This window comes from Thermococcus indicus (assembly GCF_006274605.1).
In the GTDB taxonomy this organism is placed as follows: Archaea; Methanobacteriota_B; Thermococci; order Thermococcales; family Thermococcaceae; genus Thermococcus; species Thermococcus indicus.
Genome location: NZ_CP040846.1, coordinates 1391440 through 1408079 on the forward strand (window position 1 = coordinate 1391440; position 16640 = coordinate 1408079).

Consider the following 16640-nt stretch of genomic DNA (forward strand, 5'->3'; position numbering starts at 1 on the left):
ATGCTGGAGAGGATCCTGGAACTGCTGGAGGAAGGGAAGAGCATAGACGAGATAGCCCGGGAGCTGGACGTTCCGAGGGACGAGGTCGTCGGCGCCATGGAGGTGCTGGCCGACCTCGGCTACCTGGAGCGGGTGGAGGCAGGCAACTCCTGCGCCACCTGCCCCCTTAAGAGCGTTTGCCCCGGTGCCTGCTTCCGCTTCAAGGGGAAGGTGTATCAGCTCCCGGATTTCAGGCTCGGCGGGAAGGAGGTATCGAAACCGTGATGGAGCCTTACAGAACTTATATTTTTTCCGCGGTTAAACCCCGATTTTTGGGGCAAAACACTCATGTGGGGGCCTAAACGCGGATTTTTCGAACTTTTCACCGTCAGTTAAACCTGCCACCGCCGGTTATATATTTTATGGCCGTAAAACATATAAAACCCTTTGTTGAAAGGGTAAACGGTGATACCATGAAGGCAGTTATTCTTGCTGGCGGTTTTGGAACGAGGTTAAGGCCGCTTTCATCGACCAGACCCAAGCCCATGGTCCCGGTTCTTGGCAAGCCAAACCTTCAGTACCTCCTTGAGAGCCTGGAGAAAATCCAGGAGATCGATGAGATAATCCTGTCCGTCCACTACATGAGGGGAGAGATAAGGGAGTTCATCGACGAAAAGATGGCCGACTACCCCAAAACGATACGGTTCGTCAATGACCCGATGCCGCTTGAGACCGGCGGAGCACTCAAGAACGTGGAGGATTACGTGGATGGCGACTTTCTGGTCATCTACGGTGACGTTTTCACGAACTTCGACTTTAAAGAGCTCATCAAGGCCCACAAAGAGAACGACGGCCTCATAACGGTCGCGGTTACCAAGGTCTATGACCCGGAGAAGTACGGAGTCGTCGAGCTGGACGACGGAAACAAGGTCACCCACTTCGAGGAGAAGCCCCACAGGCCGCATACCAACCTCGTCGATGCGGGCATCTACATGGTTAACAAGAAGGTTCTGGAGGAGATTCCGAAGAACAAGGAGGTCTACTTCGAGCGCGAGGTTCTCCCGAAGTACGTGGCCAGGGGACTTGTTTACGCCCACAAAATACCGCGTGAGTACTATTGGATCGACCTCGGGACCCCGGACGACCTCTTCTATGCCCACCAGGTTGCGATGGATGAGATAGCCAAGGAAAACGGCTATTTCGTCATCAAAGAGGGTGCCGAAGTTCCGGAGGACGTTGAGATACAGGGGCCGGTTTACATCGACGAGGGGGTTAAGATAGGCCACGGCGTCAAGATAAAGGCCTACACGTACATAGGCCCGAACACCGTTGTCGAGGACAGGGCCTACTTCAAGCGCGCCATACTCATAGGCAACGACATCGTTAGGGAGCGCGCCGAGATAAAGGACAGCATCCTCGGGGAGGGCGTTGTCGTCGGAAAGAACGTCATACTAAAGGAGACCGCGGTCGTCGGCGACTACGCCAAGATTTACGACAACCTCGTCATCTACGGGGCCAAGGTGCTGCCGTGGAAGAAGGTCGAGGAGTACGAGGCGTACATCAAGATAAAGCTCGACCCGACCAAGGTCAGGCCCGGCGTCACCCCGGACCGTTGCCCGCTCGGCCTGCCGGAGTGTATCTACACCAAATTCAAGGCCATAGCGGGAGAAAAGCCGCCCTGTGACGAGTGCATAGAGAACCAGTGGCTCTTCTGAGTTTTTGTCGGTATTTTCCTTACATTTTTCTTTTGAAAGCCTCCCTTTCGGGGCGGGAGGAGGTCGGGACCCCTTTCAATTCCTCTAAAGTCTTATTGCAACTTGGGGGGCAGGCAAAAGGTTTAAACCCTTTGAGTGGTACTGATATCAGGGGGTAAGTATGCGGCCCACAGTTGCGCTGGCGGCGCTGGTGCTCTTCACAGTGCTCGTTCTCCAGCCGGGAGTACACGCACAGGGGAACACAGTTTACGTTGCAAAGGTCGATGGAATGATAACCGGCTATACAGTCGATCAGTTCGACAGATACATAAGCAGGGCGGAGGATGCGAATGCCTCCGCCATAATTATCGAGCTGAACACCCCCGGCGGCAGGGCCGACGCCATGCAGGAGATAGTAACGCGGATTGAGAGCGCCAGGGTCCCGGTTATCATCTACGTCTACCCCTCGGGCGGAATGGCCGCATCCGCGGGAACGTACATCGCCCTGAGCTCTCATCTCATCGCCATGGCCCCAGGAACGGTGATAGGGGCCTGCAGGCCGATACTCGGCTACGGCCAGAACGGAAGCATCGTCGAAGCCCCGCCGAAGATAACCAACTTCTACGTGGCCTACCTCCGCGAGCTGGCCCGGATGAGCGGCAGGAACGAGACGCTCGCGGCGGAGTTTATAACCGAGGACAGGAGCGTAACCCCCGAGGAGGCCATGAAGTACGGGGTCATTGAGGTCATAGCGACCGACCTTGACGACCTCCTCCAGAAAGCCGACGGCATGGAGACAAAGATGCCGGTCAAGGGCAAGGGGAGGGTCGTGCTGCACATCAAAAACGCAAACGTGGTTTACCTGGAGCCATCCTTCAGGGACACGGTGGTGAAGTACATAACCGACCCAACCGTGGCGTACCTCCTTCTGAACATAGGCTTCATAGGGCTGATATTCGGCTTTTTAACCCCTGGCTGGCACGTGCCGGAGACCATAGGGGCCATACTTCTGGTGCTCGGCCTCATCGGACTGGGCTACTTTGGATACCGCAGCGCGGGCCTGATACTCATGGTCCTGGCGATGATATTCTTCATAGCCGAGGCGCTGACGCCGACCTTCGGCCTGTTTACCGTCGCGGGGATTGTGACCTTCGTCATAGGGGGCATTCTGCTCTTCAGCGGAACCGGAGCTGGAGGTGAGTACCTGGTGACGGGTGAGACGTACTCGGTACTGCGTATAGCGATACTGGTCATGGCAATACTGCTCGGGCTGTTCTTCCTCTTCGGTGCAGCCACTGTGGTCAGGGCCCACCGGAAAAAACCCGAGGCTGGGAAGGAGGAGCTCATCGGGGAGGTCGGAAGGGTCGTGGAGGACATTGATCCAGAGGGCGTCATCAAGCTTCACGGGGAGTTATGGAAGGCGGAGAGCAGGGATGGAAGCATGATCCCTGTCGGGGAGAAGGCCAAGGTTGTTGAAGTCAGGGGATTAACCCTTATCGTCGAAAAAGTTGGGAAAGCAAAGGGGGGAGAATGAATGGCCATAACGGCAAGTACCGTGGTTATTTCGATTGTTTTGTTGTTTGTTTTGATTATACTGGCAACGGCAATAAAGATAGTCAAGGAGTACGAGAGGGCGGTTATATTCCGCCTCGGTAGGGTCGTGGGAGCAAGGGGTCCAGGACTGTTCTTCATCATCCCGATATTCGAGAAGGCGGTCATAGTAGACCTCCGTACGCGCGTCCTCGACGTGCCTGTGCAGGAGACCATAACCAAGGACAACGTTCCCGTTCGGGTCAACGCCGTCGTTTACTTCCGCGTGGTTGATCCCGTCAAGGCGGTTACCCAGGTGGCGAACTACATAATGGCCACCAGTCAGATAGCGCAGACCACGTTGAGGAGCGTCATCGGTCAGGCACACCTCGACGAGCTGCTGAGCGAGAGGGAGAAGCTCAACCTCCAGCTCCAGAAGATCATCGATGAGGCCACAGATCCGTGGGGAATAAAGGTCAGCACGGTCGAGATCAAGGACGTTGAGCTGCCGAGCGGCATGCAGAGGGCCATGGCCAGGCAGGCCGAGGCAGAGCGTGAGAGGAGGGCCAGGATAACCCTGGCAGAGGCGGAGCGCCAGGCCGCTGAGAAGCTCCGCGACGCCGCTGAGATAGTATCCCAGCACCCGATGGCCCTTCAGCTCAGGACGCTCCAGACCATAAGCGACGTCGCCAGCGACAAGAGCAACGTGATCATCCTGCCGCTCCCGATGGAGATGCTCAAGCTCTTCAGGAGCCTGGCGGACACCGCGGAGATGGCCAGGGTAAAGCTTGAAAAGGAAGTCCAGGAGAAGCTGGAGGCCGAGGCCAGGGCAAAGGCGGGAGAGGAGTGAACTACGAATAGTTTTTCTTCTATCTTTTCCCCATGTCTTTAGATGAACCGCAAAAAATAAAAGCATTGCCAGCATAGTTCATACACGCAAACTGAATACTCCGTATAAAATCGAAGGTCACAGTGATTATCGCGGGGAAGCGTCGTTAGCGCTTTACACCGGAGGTGTTAACTTTGGAAGGCCGTTCAATTGTTTTTGCATCTGGAAAAGGTGGAACTGGTAAAACAACGACGGTTGCAAACCTGGGTGTTGCTCTGGCCCAGTTTGGAAAGGAAGTCATTCTGCTGGACGCGGACATCACGATGGCGAACCTGAGCCTCGTCCTTGGAATGGAGGACATTCCAATAACCCTCCACGACGTCCTGGCCGGCGAGGCGGACCTCAAGGACGCCATCTACGAGGGTCCAGCAGGGGTCAAGGTCATACCAGGAGGACTGAGCCTGGAGAAGATAAAGAAGGCCAAACCGGAAAAGCTCAGGCAGCTCATCAGGGAGATAGGCCAGATGGCGGATTTCGTCCTCATCGATGCTCCCGCCGGCCTCGAAATGACATCCGTTACGGCGCTCCTCATCGGTAAGGAGCTCATAATCGTTACCAACCCCGAGATATCCGCGATCACGGACTCCCTTAAAACCAAGCTCATAGCCGAGAAGCTCGGAACACTCCCCCTCGGAGCGATACTCAACAGGGTAACCAACGAGAAGACCGAACTCACCCAGGAGGAGATCGAGGCCATCCTCGAGGTTCCGGTTCTGGCCGTTATACCCGAAGACCCAGAGGTCAAGCGCGCAAGCGCCTACGGTGTCCCGCTGGTAATCAAGAACCCCACCAGCCCGTCGGCAATAGCCATTAAGCAGCTCGCTGCCAAGCTCGCGGGAATCAAGTGGCAGCCACCCGAGCCGGAGAGCCCCATAAAGAGGGTCTTCAAGGCACTCTTCGGAGGGAAGAAGTGATGGCCGACGCCCTCGTGTATGGAATCGTGGTCATCCTCATTATCCTCAATATAATCCTGCTGATGCTCTACTACTCCGCCAAAAGCAATCCCTATTACGTCGTCTACGACGAAGAGACCAAGAGCGCTCTGAAGAGGCGTGTCTCAAGCCTCAAGGAGGACCTTGAGAGCGAGCTGGTGGACTTCGACGTCGAGGAATGGGAGAAGACCCTAGAAGAGTCCATTGACGAGGAAGTCAGGAACCTCTAAGCTTTTTGACCATTTTGTTATTAAACATTTTTGGGGCGTTAAATTTTAAAAGGCCTCTTCTATTAACTCCAAACTGGGGGTGGGCTCTTATGAAGGTCCGGCTCGGCTATCCAGACAGGATAGTCGAGGTCGATGACAAGACCGTTCGGGTCTTCCGGGGCAGACTCGTGAGTGCCCCCCTGAGCGAGGTTGTGAGCTACTACCTGAGGGGCGATGGACTTCTGCCCCCCGCGGTCAGGGAGATCGCGCAGGACATCGTTGGGGTTCTCCTCAGAACAGGTGAGCTCAAGGGCGAGTACCCGGGGGTTGCGGGGCAGGTTCATGGCCTCAGCAGATGATTTCTACATTATCCTGCAAGACCCCATCCATTTTTTAAAATGTTTTTCCCGTACATCAGTTGAAAAAGTTTAAGTATTCTTCCGCACAATACCGAGAACTAAATCCATGGGAGGGAGTGGAAGTGAAGGCAAAGGTAAGGATACTGGACGTGCACAGCGGGAGATATTCGGTTTTCATAAACGAGAAAGAGGCCATGAAGGCCAAGCTTCACCCGGATGATCTTGTAAAGCTTGAGGCCGGCAAGAAGACGGTTTATGGCAGCGTGGTCATAAGCGGTCTTGTCAAGGAGGGGGAGATCGGAATAAGCAGGGACGTTCTTCAGCTCCACAGCTTCTCGGAGGGTGAGGTGGTCACGGTCATCCCGAGCAGCACTCCCGAGAGCGTCCGCTACATAAAGAAGAAAATGAACGGAGAAAAGCTCCGGAAGGTGGAGATAGAGACGATAATCAAGGACATAGTCGATAGGAAGCTCCGTGACATCGAGATAAGCTCATTCGTCACCTCACTCGAGATAAACGGCCTCGATATGGACGAGATAGCGGCACTGACGATAGCCATGGCCGAGACGGGTGACATGCTCGACATAGACAGAAAGCCAATAATGGATGTCCACAGCATTGGAGGCGTCCCAGGCAACAAGACCAACATCCTTGTCGTGCCTATCGTTGCCGCCGCCGGCCTCACCATCCCGAAGACCAGTTCCCGCGCAATAACCAGCGCGGCCGGAACAGCTGATGTTGTTGAGGTCTTCGCGGACGTCAGCTTCTCCCTCGACGAGATAAAGCGAATCGTGGAGAAGATAGGCGCCTGTATGGTCTGGGGCGGTGCCCTCAATCTCGCCCCGGCCGACGACATAACCATCAAATCGGAGCGCGCCCTTAGCATCGACCCGACCGGTCTGATGCTGGCCAGCATAATGTCAAAGAAGTACGCCATGGGGAGCCAGTACGTTCTCATTGACATCCCAACCGGCAAGGGCGTCAAGGTCGAGAGTGTGGACCAGGCCAGGGCATTAGCAAGGGACTTCATCGAGCTTGGTAAGAGGCTCGGCCAGTACGTCGAGGTGGCCATAACCTACGGCGGACAGCCGATTGGACACACCGTTGGCCCGGCCCTCGAGGCCAGGGAGGCACTCCAGGCCCTCATGACAGGTACCGGTCCGGGCAGCCTCATAGAGAAGGCCACAGGGCTCGCCGGAGTCCTCCTGGAGATGGGCGGCGTTGCACCCGCAGGAATGGGCAAGAAGATGGCGCGCGAGATACTCGAGAGCGGAAAGGCCTACCAGAAGATGCGCGAGATAATAGAGGAGCAGGGAGGCAACCCGGACATCAAGCCGGAGGACATACCTATCGGCGACAAGACCTACACTTTCACCGCACCGACCAGCGGCTACATCACCGCCATAGACAACAAGGCCATTACTGGAATAGCCAGGGCAGCAGGGGCACCGGAGGACAAAGGCGCGGGAATCGAGCTGTACGTCAAGGTTGGGGAGAAGGTCAAGGAGGGCGACCCGCTCTTCACCATCCACGCGGAGAGCGAAGCCAGACTCGACCAGGCGATAGTCTTTGCAAGAAGGGCCGAGCCCATAAGGATAGAGGGGATGGTCCTCCAGAGGATAGGCAACATCTGATCCCTTTTCTATTTCACTTCAGTACCTGAAAGTCAATCGCTATGTTGAACTGCCTCGGGGCGTAGGGGCGGACTTTTCTTTCCCCTAGGAACTCAACCCCAAGGCCCAGCTCCCGGGCGACGGTCTTTATCTTCGCCTCGTGCTCTGAGAACAGGTCCCCATCCGGGCCGAAGCCGTAGTAGTGGACAACCCCACCGTCCCTGACGCTCAGCATGGCCTCCCTCAAAAAGCGGTCGGCGAACTTGGGGAGGTTCATTATCACGCGGTCGGCCTTGAGCTGTCCGGCAACCTTCCGCACGTCCCCGAGGACGGGCACAACGTTGTCGACCTTGTTCAGCCCGATGTTCTCCTCAAGGTAGCGGACCGCCCAGGGGTTCAAGTCAACGGCAAAGACGAGCTTTGCCTTCTTGGCCAGAAGCACCGCGTACGGTCCGACGCCGGCGAACATATCGAAGACAACCTCTCCCGGCCGGGTCTTCTCGAAAATCCTCATCCTCTCGGTGGCGAGGCGGGGGGAGAAGTAAACTCTGGCAACGTCGAGCTTCAGCCTTATCCCGTTCTCGCGGTGGAGGGTTTCAGTCCTCCTCTCACCAGCGAGGTGAATAAGTTCCCTCACGCGGTATTCCCCGGAAACCTTGCTCCCCTTGGCGAAGACGGCCTTTATGTGTCGGTGAACCCTGAGGATGGCCTCTCCGATAGCTTTTCCATAGGGCATCAGCTCCTTCGGAAGCTCGATTATCGCTATGTCACCGATTATGTCGAAGGAGCTCGGGAGGAGCGGTCTAACCTCGTCAGGAACCTCGACGACCTCGCGGTAGCTGTGGGGTCTTTTCTCAAGCCTCTCAAAGTCTGCCTCAACGAGCTCAAAGCCCTCAACCGGCTCTATGAGGGGGAAGAGTATAAACTCGCCCTCTCTTCTGATGGCGTATCCTTTAGCCAGGACGCCGAGTTCGATGAGTTTTCTTCTGGCCTTCTCTGCCTCTTGTTTGGGGACTTTGACCGCGAGCATTTTTGACACCTGGTGGCCTCACTGTAAGAATCCACGGTTATTCAAAAAACTTTTGCAGGATTGCATTGGATAATGCCCTCCTAACACAAGCTTCAGCTGTCTCTGGCTGGAGTGAAGTTCAGAAGGAAAGAACGATGTGGCTTCTACCTTCCATTTCTACGGTAGAGAGATCTATAATGGAAGTCTTTTAAATTATATCCGTGGAGCCGATGCTCAAGTTAAGGTGAGAAAGCAGATCAAAAGGCAGAAGAAAATGGGCAAAGTCCATAACATTGAGCAAAGGCTTATCTACGTTCCCTCAAAGGCCGAGCTTCCAGAGGAAGTTTACCTTCTCACTCCCGAGGAACTCAAAGAACTCTTCGAGCTGATTCCCGCAGAAAAGAGGCCGAGCTGGCGGCGAGGGGCTAACTCGCTGGAACCCTCGCACTTTAGGGCGGGGAAGAGGTCAGACTACCACCACTTTCATTTTCATAAGCTTTTTGCTCCTATTTTTTCGCAAACCCTATAAGCGATTCAATCGTATAAGGCAACATAGGGGTGAGCGTATGAGCGAGAGCGTCCAAGTCATCATTCACCGCATCGAGAGGATAGAACGAGAACTCGAAGAACTCAAGCTTGAGCTCATCGAACTGAAGAAAATCATGCCACCCACCCTCGAAACCCTGGAACTGACCGGCGAGTTCGCCGGGTACAAGCTCAAAGCCCCCATCCACCTAACAGTAGAATACAACCGCGAGGAAGACACCTGGTGCGTAGAAAATCCCGAGTTAGAACTCTACGGGTGCGGAGAAACACTAACCAAGGCCCTAAGGGATGCCGAAGAAGTTTTCAAGGCCCTCATAGAAGAATACGTTCTTGAAGGCGAGGATAACCTCGACGAAGACGCCAGAAAACTGAGAGAAGCACTCCTCCGGCACGTAGAGGTGAGCCCATGAAACGCAGAGAACTCCAAAAAGCCCTACGAAAGAAGGGCTTCATCGAAAAGGAAGGCGGGCGACACACCAAATACATCCTAACCGAGAACGGTAAGAAAAAACGCGTGATGACAATCCTCAGCAGGGGAAAGGATAAAGAAGAACTCGGGCCGGCCCTCGTGAAGAGAATAATGAAACAACTCCACTTCAACGATCCTAAAAAGTTTGACGACTTTGTGAAATGCCCCCTGAGTTATGAGGAATACCTCACCATGCTCCGAGAAAAGAAAGTGATTTAAGTGGGAGCTGATGAGCGACGACGCTAAAATCATCACACCGCTGGCGAGATTATTCTGCTGATGGAAAGATAGTGAACCAGAATCGTATTAACCTCAAGAGTATTACTTTTGGTTGGGGTGATACCATGTATTCTATAAAAGATGTTCAGGATATCATCACCCATATAGTCTCTACTAAAGGGCATGTAGGAGTTCGGGACGGAGGCATAGAGATCCACATCCACGGAGGCCTTTCCGGCCAAGAATTCAGAGAGATAGAAAACACGGCCTGGAAAGGTGGGCTGGTCTTAGACAGAATATACTACCACCGGAACAGCGACAGCCTTGCAATTAGGTTCAGAAAGCCAAGGGAATGAAATAAAAACATGGGAAAATATTCAAGGCGTGAACCAATTAGCTACATCCAAATGTGGGGCGCAGGTCAAAATTGGTGGATTTTCATGGATGATCCTGGAGGAAACCGCCATAAAAAGACAGATGTGCACATTACTCTTGACCAGGACGTCGTTCAAGAATTGAGGCGTTTGGATGTCGTGAGGTCTCGTTTCATCAATGGCATGTTGAGATGGGCTCTTTTTGGAGAGGAGCCATCTCTAACTGCAAAGCTCCTCTTAGAAAAGCGAGCAAGAGAATTATGGTGCCCCGGCCGGGATTTGAACCCGGGGCGCGGGCTCGAAAGGCCCGCATGTTTGACCGGGCTACACCACCGGGGCTCGATATTAGGGAAGGGGGAGCGTTTAAAAATCTTTCGTCTGATGGGAGACCTCCGGCAAACTTTTTAAACCTCCGCCCGACCCTCAACCGATGGCCATGAAGACGCTCGCCGACCTTTTCAGGGAAGCACTGGAAGAGAAGGGCATCGATAGCTTCGGGGTGCTCTCCAAGAGATTCAGAAAGTCAAAGAACAAGCTCCAGGACGTGGCAGTGGAGATAGTCAACGGGAAGGGTGCAATATTCCGCGTCCCGGAGAAGACGGCCGTTGCGTGGGACCTGAACGGCAACCGTGTAGAAGGCTCCCTCTACGCCTACGCCCCCCTGTGCATGAAGGAGAAGTTCGAGCCTGTTTTAACACCCGAAGAGCTGAAGGCAAAGCTCCCTGAGTGGCCCTACTTCATAATCGACCTATACCACTGGGACAAGCACACCCAGAAGGAGAAGGGCAAGGTCTGCCTGCAGGTGAGCCAGAGCTACGGCCTGCTGAGGGACTACTTTACGGGAAAGGAGCTGGCCGTAACGTGGGCGAACGATGAGTTTAAATCCATGTTCCACGGCCCGATTGATAGGATAATCACCTACGGAGGCCCAACGGCGGAGTTTTTGAGGGAGAGGGGCATTAACGAAGTTGTTCTCCTCGATCCCTGGGCGAAGGAGGTCCTGAGCGAAAAGGATTTCGACGTCGGGGCTTTTATAATCGGCGGTATCGTTGACACCGGCGGGAACAAGAAGAAGACCACGCCCAAGATAGGCGAGGAGCTTGATAACGCCGGAATACGGGTACGCAGAAGGAAGATCGTTCTCAAAGGCGACGTTATAGGCGTCCCCGACAGGATAAACCGCATCCTCGGCATAATCCTGAAGATGATGGTGGAAGGAAAGTCCATGGATGAAGCAGTTTATGAGTTCCAGGAGCCTCTGCATGCGCGCTGGCGCCTGAGGAAGGAGCTCCCCAAGCGCGCAATCAGATACAAAGTGAACGGCAAGACCTACCGGGTGGTCGAGAAGGAGCTGTTCGACGATTACTCCAGGTGGCTTAAAATCCGCTGGGAGGACTTTGTGAAGGTGCTCCGCGAGCTGGATTTGGTGGCACTTGAGAGAAAAAGGATACACCACCTCAACAAGATTTCAAACGCAAGGATAATAAACGGGAGGCTGTACAGGATCATTCTGCTCAAAAAGGCGGCAATGTTGTGTTACAACTGTTGAAACTTTTTTATCTGTGGCTTAGAAACCAGAAAGGGAAAGAAAGACTCAGAAGAACACTATAACCGCATCCCCAACCACTCCCGTCTCGACCTCTTCACCTTCGCTAAAGACGGCCTTCCTGATGACCACGTCGTCCTTGCCGAGCTCGACCTTTTCTCCATCAACTTCAAACTCGACCTTTCCGGTTTCTTTGAGCGCCTTTGCAACTTCTTCCGCGTTTTCCTTGAGGTAGGCGGTAATCTTCGGCACGAGCTTGCCGTATCTCGGCCCGACCGTTCTGAAGTTGGGCTTTATCTCGGTGATGCGCTCTTCAAGGGCAGGCTCGCCCCTGATGATTTCGAGCCTCTCGATGTTCATCGTTCCGGCTATGTCCTTCTCGATGGCCTTTATCTTGTCGTAGCTGTCGGTTGCATAGATTGCCACGTGCTTCAGCTTGGCGTTGAGAGCCAGGCCGTGGGAGTTCTTGTAGCGCCTTATCGCGCCGACTATCTCGCGAGCGAGCTCGCCGAGCTTCTCGGCTTCGCTATCAATCCTGTCCTCCCTGAACTTCGGCCACTCAAGCAGGTGGACGCTTTTCGCCCCAACCCTCTCCCGGAAGAGGTTCTGATAGAGCTCCTCGGTGATGTGCGGCGCGAACGGGGCGAGGAGGAGCATTATGTTGTAGAGCAGCTCGTAGAGTGCCGCTTTCGCCTTCAGCTTGCTCTCCTCGTCGTCGCCGTAGAGCCTGTATTTAATCATCTCGATGTAGTCATCCGCCACCTCGTGCCAGACGAAGGTCATCAGCTCCCTCGTGAGCAGGTTGAAGCGGTAGCGCTCCATCTCCTCGGTGGCGAACTTTATGAGCCTGTGTAACCTTGAGAGAATCCAGCGGTCGAGGGGCTCAAGCTCCTCCGGGGCGTTGCTCGGGTCGAAGTCTTCCAGATGTCTCTCTGCAAAGCGGTAGATGTTCCAGACCTTCTGCAGGAAGCGGAAGTTGTAGTCAACGGTCTCCCACTTGAAGGGATGGTCCTCTCCCTGTGGCGCCAAGGCCGTCCAGAGCCTTAGGGCATCTGCCCCGTACTTTGGAATCACCTCATCTGGAGCAACGACGTTTCCGTAGCTCTTGCTCATCTTCCTTCCGTCCGGCCCGGCCACCATTCCGTTGATTAAAATGTCCTTCCAGGGCTTCTCGCCGGTGAGCATGTAGGTTCTGAATATCGTGTAAAAGGCCCACGTCCTTATGATGTCCGTTCCCTGGGGTCTCAAAGCGGCCGGGAAGTTGTGCTCGAACCAGCGCTTGGCATTCCCGTCACCCTTGATGGCCTCGTGCCATTTGGTTATTATCAGCGGGGTTATGCTCGAATCGACCCAGCAGTCGAGGACATCGGTGACGGGCTTCGGCTCGCTCCCGTCGGAGCACTTCCTCGGCGGTTTCTCAAAGCGCGGGTCAACCGGGAGCTTGTCCTCATCCGGAAGGATAACCTCGCCGTTATCGCAGATCCAGAAGGGAATCGGCGTTCCAAAAACCCTCTGCCTGCTTATGACCCAGTCCCAGTCCATCGACTCTGCCCAGTCCTTAAGCCTCAGGAACATGTCGCTCGGATACCAGTTGATTTCCTTCGCCACTTTGACTATCTCGTCCGTGAAGTCCTTCACCTTGATGAACCACTGGGTCTTGGGAAGCAGCTCGATTGGTGCCATACAGGAGCTCCTCTCGGTGTGTCTCAGAACGCGGTGCTTTATCTTCTCCTTCTTGTAGAGGAGTTCCATCTTTTCGAGGTCTTCCGCTATCTTCTTCCTCGCCTCCTCCGTCCTGAGCCCCTTGTATGGCCCGGCCCTCTCGTTCATCGTTCCGTCCTCGTTGATGGCTATTATTACGGGCAGGTTGTAGCGCTTCTGCCAGACGACGTCCTGCTCGTCACCGTAGGTACAGTTGTAAACCGCACCGGTTCCGAATTCGGGATCAACGTCCTCATCGGCTATGACCGGCACTTCGCGCTCGAATATCGGCAGTTTGACCTTCTTGCCAACGACATCCTTGTATCTCTCGTCCTCGGGGTGGACGAAGACCGCCACACAGGCGGGCATGAGCTCGGGCCTCGTCGTCGCTATCGGGACGTAGCCGGAGCCATCAGCTAAGGGAAGCTTGATGTAGTAGAGGTAGCCTTCCTCCTCGACGTAGCCGACCTCAGCCTTCGCCAAACTCGTCCTACAGCGGGGGCACCAGTAAACAGGGTGCTCCGCCCGGTAGAGAAGACCTTTCTTGTAGAACTCGATGAGAGACTTCTGCACGGCAGCTTTGTACCAGTCGTCCATCGTGTGGTACTCCAGGTCCCAGTCCGCGGAATAGCCTATCCTTATGAACTGGTTGCGCATGGCTTCGATGGCCTGCCAGGTCCACTCAACGCACTTCTGAAGGAACTTCTCCGGCTGATCCTTGCTTATTCCGAACTCCTTTTCGACCTTCAGCTCGGTCGGGAGACCGTGGTTGTCAAAGCCCTGGGGAAAGAGCACGTTGTAGCCGGTCATCCTCTTATAGCGCGCTATGATGTCGATCCAGGTGTGGCTGAGTACGTGACCGAGGTGGAGCGTTCCGCTCGTGAACGGGGGCGGGGTATCTATCGCGTAGCTCGGTCTCTTCTCGTCGAGCTCGTACTTGTAGATTTTCTCATCCAGCCAGAACTTCTGCCACTTCGGTTCAATCTCGTTCGGGTCGTAGGTCTTGGGAAGCATGGGCATCACCTTTTCGGTTTTTTGAAGATGGGTTACCCTCAGAAGGGCGGCTTAAAAATCTTAGCAACGCCGGTGGTGCCGGAGTAAAGGCTAACCAAGAAGTGCGGAACGCATGGGATTCAAAGGTCGAAATCGGCGTTACGGTGGACGATAGGCACCACCAGGGTATAGAAATGAGCCCGAGGTTTAAAAAGTTTGGGGTCAAGAGCGAAAGGACTTCTCAATCGCGTTCGGGGAGGTAGGCATAGAACCATGCTCCAATCTCTTCAATCCACTCACTCTCTCCGCTAAAGCACTCTTCAAACCTCAGGTTTCCACACTCAAAGATGCCCCACTCCGGCTCAAAGATTTTGAAAAGGCCCACCAGGCGGTAGCGTGGTGCCGGAACTTCAGAATCCGAGGGTTCGAGAGTGATAATTGGTCTTTCAGCGTTTTTCACGTTAAACACTTCAAAGTACGGTGGGTCGATTTCCACATCAATGTACTGGCCTTCGAGTTTTGAGAACTTTTCAGCCTGCTCCCCAACGGGAATGAAGACGCTTATTTTAACACCCGGAGGTTCCGAGAGGAACTCAGCTTCCCCTGAGTGAACCACTCCGTCGTAGTCCCTAAATGGGGTAAAAGAAAGGAGCAAAAGCCTGCTGAGCAGGATATAAGTTGTGCCGTCCGGCAACAGTAGACACCTCCACGTTAGAGTTTTCCCTGAACTTTAGGCAGTTTTCTGCAAAATGCGAAACAGCCCTCGTGGTTGCCTCTATTTTCCCTGGGGAGTTACATCCACCTGTGCAAGTAGGAGTCTTTTCCCCCTCGCAGAAATCCATCCCTTCCAGGATAGCCCTTCAATCCTGAAAGGTATTCCGAGAACATCCACAAGTGATTCTCCCGCGTGATAGCCCTTCACCGAATAGACAACGTCTTCACTGGAGAGAGAAACCCTGAATTCGTACCATTCATCATCAGAGGCCTCGATTTCGCTGGCGTCGAGGGCAAAAACCGGGAAAAGTTCTTTTTTGTTTTGATATGCTGAATCAACCAGCTTCTTAAACTCCTCTGGGATAAGAACATGAGGAACTGGAATCCACGGGTTCCAGCCTCTAATGGCATCCCGTTTGGTTCTTCCGTGATTCCTCTTGACGAGGAAAACCGCCCTTTTGCCATCAAAATAAGCGACTTTAGCAATGGCCTTAAAGGTCTGGCCCATCAATATCCCCTCCTTTAACGGCCCTCGCATAAAACCACGGAAAGGAGACCGTAATGAAGTCGCCAGTCCGAATTTCCAGTCTGCTGAACTTCTCATAAGGAAGGTCTAGATACATTGGAATTCCTGAGGGACGGATTTCGATGAGTACTCTTTCCCCCGATTGGTTGATTTGAGTAACCCTTCCTTCGACGGTGATTCCCTGCCTCACAAAACCTCTCATTTCCTTCCACTTAACTTTTCTTTTCCATCTGCTGTTTTTTGGAGGGTAATAATATCGGTATTCGATTCTCTCCATTCCTATTTCATTTCTCATTATACTCTCCGGAACGGCCATTAAAGCCAGCTCCAAGGGTTCTTTAGTCTTGAATGAGCGGACGACTTCGGAGTGGAGCAACTCCTCATGGTTTCTGATGTCCGAGAGGACTATTCCTGAGGGGATTGTTAGTAGCACAAAGTGTTCGTCCATCACTCCATGAAATTCTGGCAGATCCAGAACGTCAAGGTTCAAGACGATGCCTTTCACGGGAGCGGGCATCATCGGAATCATCTACGGGGTTGTTTGAACGAAGGGAGAAAACCGTTTTCTTTGTAAGTACGCGAACTTCCATATCTCACCGCCACCAGCCAGTACCTCCTGTCGCTGGGCCTCAGCTCGTGAAGGTCCCCGTAGATTTTGACCCGCCTGAAGTGCTTCTCAGCCAAAAGCCTCATCTCTCTTGGGGTGTAGATGTTGAGCTCATCGTCCACCATGAAGGCCCTAACGCTCCCGTCGGGCTTCACTATCTGCACGAGCCTCTTGAAGCGGAGCTTCTGGAAGGCGGGCTCGACCTCGCGCCAGTCGGTTATGATTAACCGCTCATCCCCCTTCCGCTCGTCCCATACTATCGGGCCGTCCCTCCCGCCGTAGAACCAGCATGGGAAGTCGGCGATGAAAATCCCGCCCGGCCTGAGAGCCCGTTTTACAGAATTAAATAATTCCTGAATTGCAGAATCATCGAAATACATAATGGATGAAAAGAACATCGTCACGGCGTCAAATTCCTCCTTAAAATCAATCTCAAGCGCGTTTCCCTGAATGAACTCGACGCTAAGCCCTTCCCTTTCGGCCTTTCTTCTCGCAACGGCAAGCATCTCTTCGTGGAGGTCGAGGCCTGTAACTTGATATCCGCGCCTCGCGAGTTCGAGCGTTGGGATTCCGGTTCCGCAGGCGAGGTCGAGAACCCGCGTTACTTCCCTCTCTGCCTCGTTCCGGAAGAGCTCCTCCACGAAGTCTATCTCTTTCCCAATTCGTTCGGCCCTTCTCCTATAAATCGCGTCGTAGTACTCGGCAAGGGCCGTGTAGAGCTCATGCATGGT

19 protein-coding genes and 1 tRNA gene are annotated in these 16640 nt (G+C 54.0%); 13 read left to right on the forward strand and 7 right to left on the reverse strand.

Annotation, left to right across the window (positions count from 1 at the left end; translation table 11 throughout):
* The 8 genes from FH039_RS07665 (at position 1) to FH039_RS07700 (ending at position 7226) form a co-directional block, all read left to right on the forward strand.
* A complete protein-coding gene (locus FH039_RS07665; protein WP_139680837.1) occupies positions 1-264 on the forward strand; it encodes a DNA-binding protein in 264 nt (87 codons plus the stop codon).
* 188 nt (positions 265-452) lie between these two features.
* Complete coding sequence (locus tag FH039_RS07670) at positions 453-1694, forward strand: sugar phosphate nucleotidyltransferase (RefSeq protein ID WP_139680838.1); 1242 nt, start codon at positions 453-455, stop codon at positions 1692-1694.
* 160 nt (positions 1695-1854) lie between these two features.
* On the forward strand, positions 1855-3207 hold the full coding sequence (locus FH039_RS07675; RefSeq protein WP_139680839.1) for an NfeD family protein: 1353 nt from the start codon (positions 1855-1857) through the stop codon (positions 3205-3207).
* On the forward strand, positions 3208-4053 hold the full coding sequence (locus FH039_RS07680) for a slipin family protein (RefSeq protein ID WP_014013630.1): 846 nt from the start codon (positions 3208-3210) through the stop codon (positions 4051-4053).
* A 173-nt stretch (positions 4054-4226) separates the two neighbouring features.
* The gene (gene minD / locus FH039_RS07685; RefSeq protein WP_058939462.1) at positions 4227-5006 is read left to right on the forward strand and encodes a cell division ATPase MinD; all 780 of its coding nucleotides are present in this window, start codon (positions 4227-4229) and stop codon (positions 5004-5006) included.
* Positions 5006-5254: a hypothetical protein gene (locus tag FH039_RS07690; RefSeq protein WP_206206148.1), complete on the forward strand. Its 249-nt coding sequence runs from the start codon at positions 5006-5008 to the stop codon at positions 5252-5254. The genes minD and FH039_RS07690 overlap by 1 nt, the downstream gene beginning before the upstream one ends.
* 89 nt (positions 5255-5343) lie before the next feature.
* Positions 5344-5592 carry a hypothetical protein gene (locus FH039_RS07695; RefSeq protein ID WP_139680841.1) on the forward strand — a complete coding sequence of 83 codons (249 nt, stop codon included), beginning with the start codon at positions 5344-5346 and terminating at the stop codon, positions 5590-5592.
* A gap of 122 nt (positions 5593-5714) precedes the next feature.
* Complete coding sequence (locus FH039_RS07700) at positions 5715-7226, forward strand: AMP phosphorylase (RefSeq protein ID WP_139680842.1); 1512 nt, start codon at positions 5715-5717, stop codon at positions 7224-7226.
* Between the two features lie 13 nt (positions 7227-7239).
* Here the strand turns inward: FH039_RS07700 and trm5b are convergent, their stop codons facing one another.
* Entirely contained in the window at positions 7240-8235 is a 996-nt protein-coding gene (gene trm5b, locus FH039_RS07705) for a tRNA (guanine(37)-N1)-methyltransferase Trm5b (protein ID WP_139680843.1), read from the reverse strand.
* 223 nt (positions 8236-8458) lie between these two features.
* On the opposite strand from trm5b, the gene FH039_RS12405 reads away from it, so the two are divergent.
* From FH039_RS12405 to FH039_RS07725, 4 genes are all read left to right on the forward strand, one after another.
* On the forward strand, positions 8459-8743 hold the full coding sequence (locus tag FH039_RS12405) for a hypothetical protein (RefSeq protein WP_240703193.1): 285 nt from the start codon (positions 8459-8461) through the stop codon (positions 8741-8743).
* 37 nt (positions 8744-8780) lie between these two features.
* Positions 8781-9170 (forward strand): hypothetical protein, encoded by a 390-nt coding sequence (locus FH039_RS07715; protein ID WP_139680844.1) that lies wholly within the window; start codon positions 8781-8783, stop codon positions 9168-9170.
* The gene (locus FH039_RS07720) at positions 9167-9448 is read left to right on the forward strand and encodes a type II toxin-antitoxin system HicA family toxin (RefSeq protein ID WP_139680845.1); all 282 of its coding nucleotides are present in this window, start codon (positions 9167-9169) and stop codon (positions 9446-9448) included. The genes FH039_RS07715 and FH039_RS07720 overlap by 4 nt, the downstream gene beginning before the upstream one ends.
* Before the next feature lie 125 nt (positions 9449-9573).
* Complete coding sequence (locus tag FH039_RS07725) at positions 9574-9804, forward strand: hypothetical protein (protein WP_139680846.1); 231 nt, start codon at positions 9574-9576, stop codon at positions 9802-9804.
* Positions 9805-10083: 279 nt separating this feature from the next.
* Here the strand turns inward: FH039_RS07725 and FH039_RS07730 are convergent.
* Positions 10084-10161: transfer RNA gene (locus FH039_RS07730), tRNA-Glu, on the reverse strand.
* Positions 10162-10258: 97 nt separating this feature from the next.
* On the opposite strand from FH039_RS07730, the gene trm10 reads away from it, so the two are divergent.
* The gene (gene trm10 / locus FH039_RS07735; RefSeq protein ID WP_139681744.1) at positions 10259-11371 is read left to right on the forward strand and encodes a tRNA (guanine(9)-/adenine(9)-N1)-methyltransferase; all 1113 of its coding nucleotides are present in this window, start codon (positions 10259-10261) and stop codon (positions 11369-11371) included.
* 45 nt (positions 11372-11416) lie between these two features.
* Here trm10 and FH039_RS07740 read toward each other — a convergent pair whose 3' ends face one another.
* From FH039_RS07740 to FH039_RS07760, 5 genes are all read right to left on the reverse strand, one after another.
* Positions 11417-14083, reverse strand: coding sequence for a valine--tRNA ligase (locus FH039_RS07740; protein ID WP_139681745.1), 2667 nt, complete (start codon positions 14081-14083; stop codon positions 11417-11419).
* A 220-nt stretch (positions 14084-14303) separates the two neighbouring features.
* Entirely contained in the window at positions 14304-14756 is a 453-nt protein-coding gene (locus tag FH039_RS07745) for a hypothetical protein (RefSeq protein ID WP_139680847.1), read from the reverse strand.
* 81 nt (positions 14757-14837) lie between these two features.
* Positions 14838-15284 carry a hypothetical protein gene (locus FH039_RS07750; protein WP_139680848.1) on the reverse strand — a complete coding sequence of 149 codons (447 nt, stop codon included), beginning with the start codon at positions 15282-15284 and terminating at the stop codon, positions 14838-14840.
* Positions 15268-15831: a hypothetical protein gene (locus FH039_RS07755; protein WP_139680849.1), complete on the reverse strand. Its 564-nt coding sequence runs from the start codon at positions 15829-15831 to the stop codon at positions 15268-15270. The genes FH039_RS07750 and FH039_RS07755 overlap by 17 nt, the downstream gene beginning before the upstream one ends.
* Complete coding sequence (locus FH039_RS07760; protein WP_139680850.1) at positions 15828-16637, reverse strand: class I SAM-dependent methyltransferase; 810 nt, start codon at positions 16635-16637, stop codon at positions 15828-15830. The genes FH039_RS07755 and FH039_RS07760 overlap by 4 nt, the downstream gene beginning before the upstream one ends.
* Positions 16638-16640 lie beyond the last annotated feature (3 nt).

Excerpts from the sequence above, each read along its gene's own strand:
- FH039_RS07695 (WP_139680841.1), top strand. The coding sequence starts at position 5,344 with ATGAAGGTCCGGCTCGGCTATCCAGACAGGATAGTCGAGGTCGATGAC.
- FH039_RS07715 (WP_139680844.1), top strand. The coding sequence starts at position 8,781 with ATGAGCGAGAGCGTCCAAGTCATCATTCACCGCATCGAGAGGATAGAA.
- FH039_RS07720 (WP_139680845.1), top strand. The coding sequence starts at position 9,167 with ATGAAACGCAGAGAACTCCAAAAAGCCCTACGAAAGAAGGGCTTCATC.
- FH039_RS07750 (WP_139680848.1), bottom strand. The coding sequence starts at position 15,284 with ATGGGCCAGACCTTTAAGGCCATTGCTAAAGTCGCTTATTTTGATGGC.
- FH039_RS07670 (WP_139680838.1), top strand. The coding sequence starts at position 453 with ATGAAGGCAGTTATTCTTGCTGGCGGTTTTGGAACGAGGTTAAGGCCG.
- FH039_RS07680 (WP_014013630.1), top strand. The coding sequence starts at position 3,208 with ATGGCCATAACGGCAAGTACCGTGGTTATTTCGATTGTTTTGTTGTTT.
- FH039_RS07725 (WP_139680846.1), top strand. The coding sequence starts at position 9,574 with ATGTATTCTATAAAAGATGTTCAGGATATCATCACCCATATAGTCTCT.
- FH039_RS07755 (WP_139680849.1), bottom strand. The coding sequence starts at position 15,831 with ATGATTCCGATGATGCCCGCTCCCGTGAAAGGCATCGTCTTGAACCTT.
- trm10 (WP_139681744.1), top strand. The coding sequence starts at position 10,259 with ATGAAGACGCTCGCCGACCTTTTCAGGGAAGCACTGGAAGAGAAGGGC.
- FH039_RS07740 (WP_139681745.1), bottom strand. The coding sequence starts at position 14,083 with ATGCTTCCCAAGACCTACGACCCGAACGAGATTGAACCGAAGTGGCAG.
- FH039_RS07760 (WP_139680850.1), bottom strand. The coding sequence starts at position 16,637 with ATGCATGAGCTCTACACGGCCCTTGCCGAGTACTACGACGCGATTTAT.
- trm5b (WP_139680843.1), bottom strand. The coding sequence starts at position 8,235 with ATGCTCGCGGTCAAAGTCCCCAAACAAGAGGCAGAGAAGGCCAGAAGA.
- FH039_RS07675 (WP_139680839.1), top strand. The coding sequence starts at position 1,855 with ATGCGGCCCACAGTTGCGCTGGCGGCGCTGGTGCTCTTCACAGTGCTC.
- FH039_RS07690 (WP_206206148.1), top strand. The coding sequence starts at position 5,006 with ATGGCCGACGCCCTCGTGTATGGAATCGTGGTCATCCTCATTATCCTC.
- FH039_RS07665 (WP_139680837.1), top strand. The coding sequence starts at position 1 with ATGCTGGAGAGGATCCTGGAACTGCTGGAGGAAGGGAAGAGCATAGAC.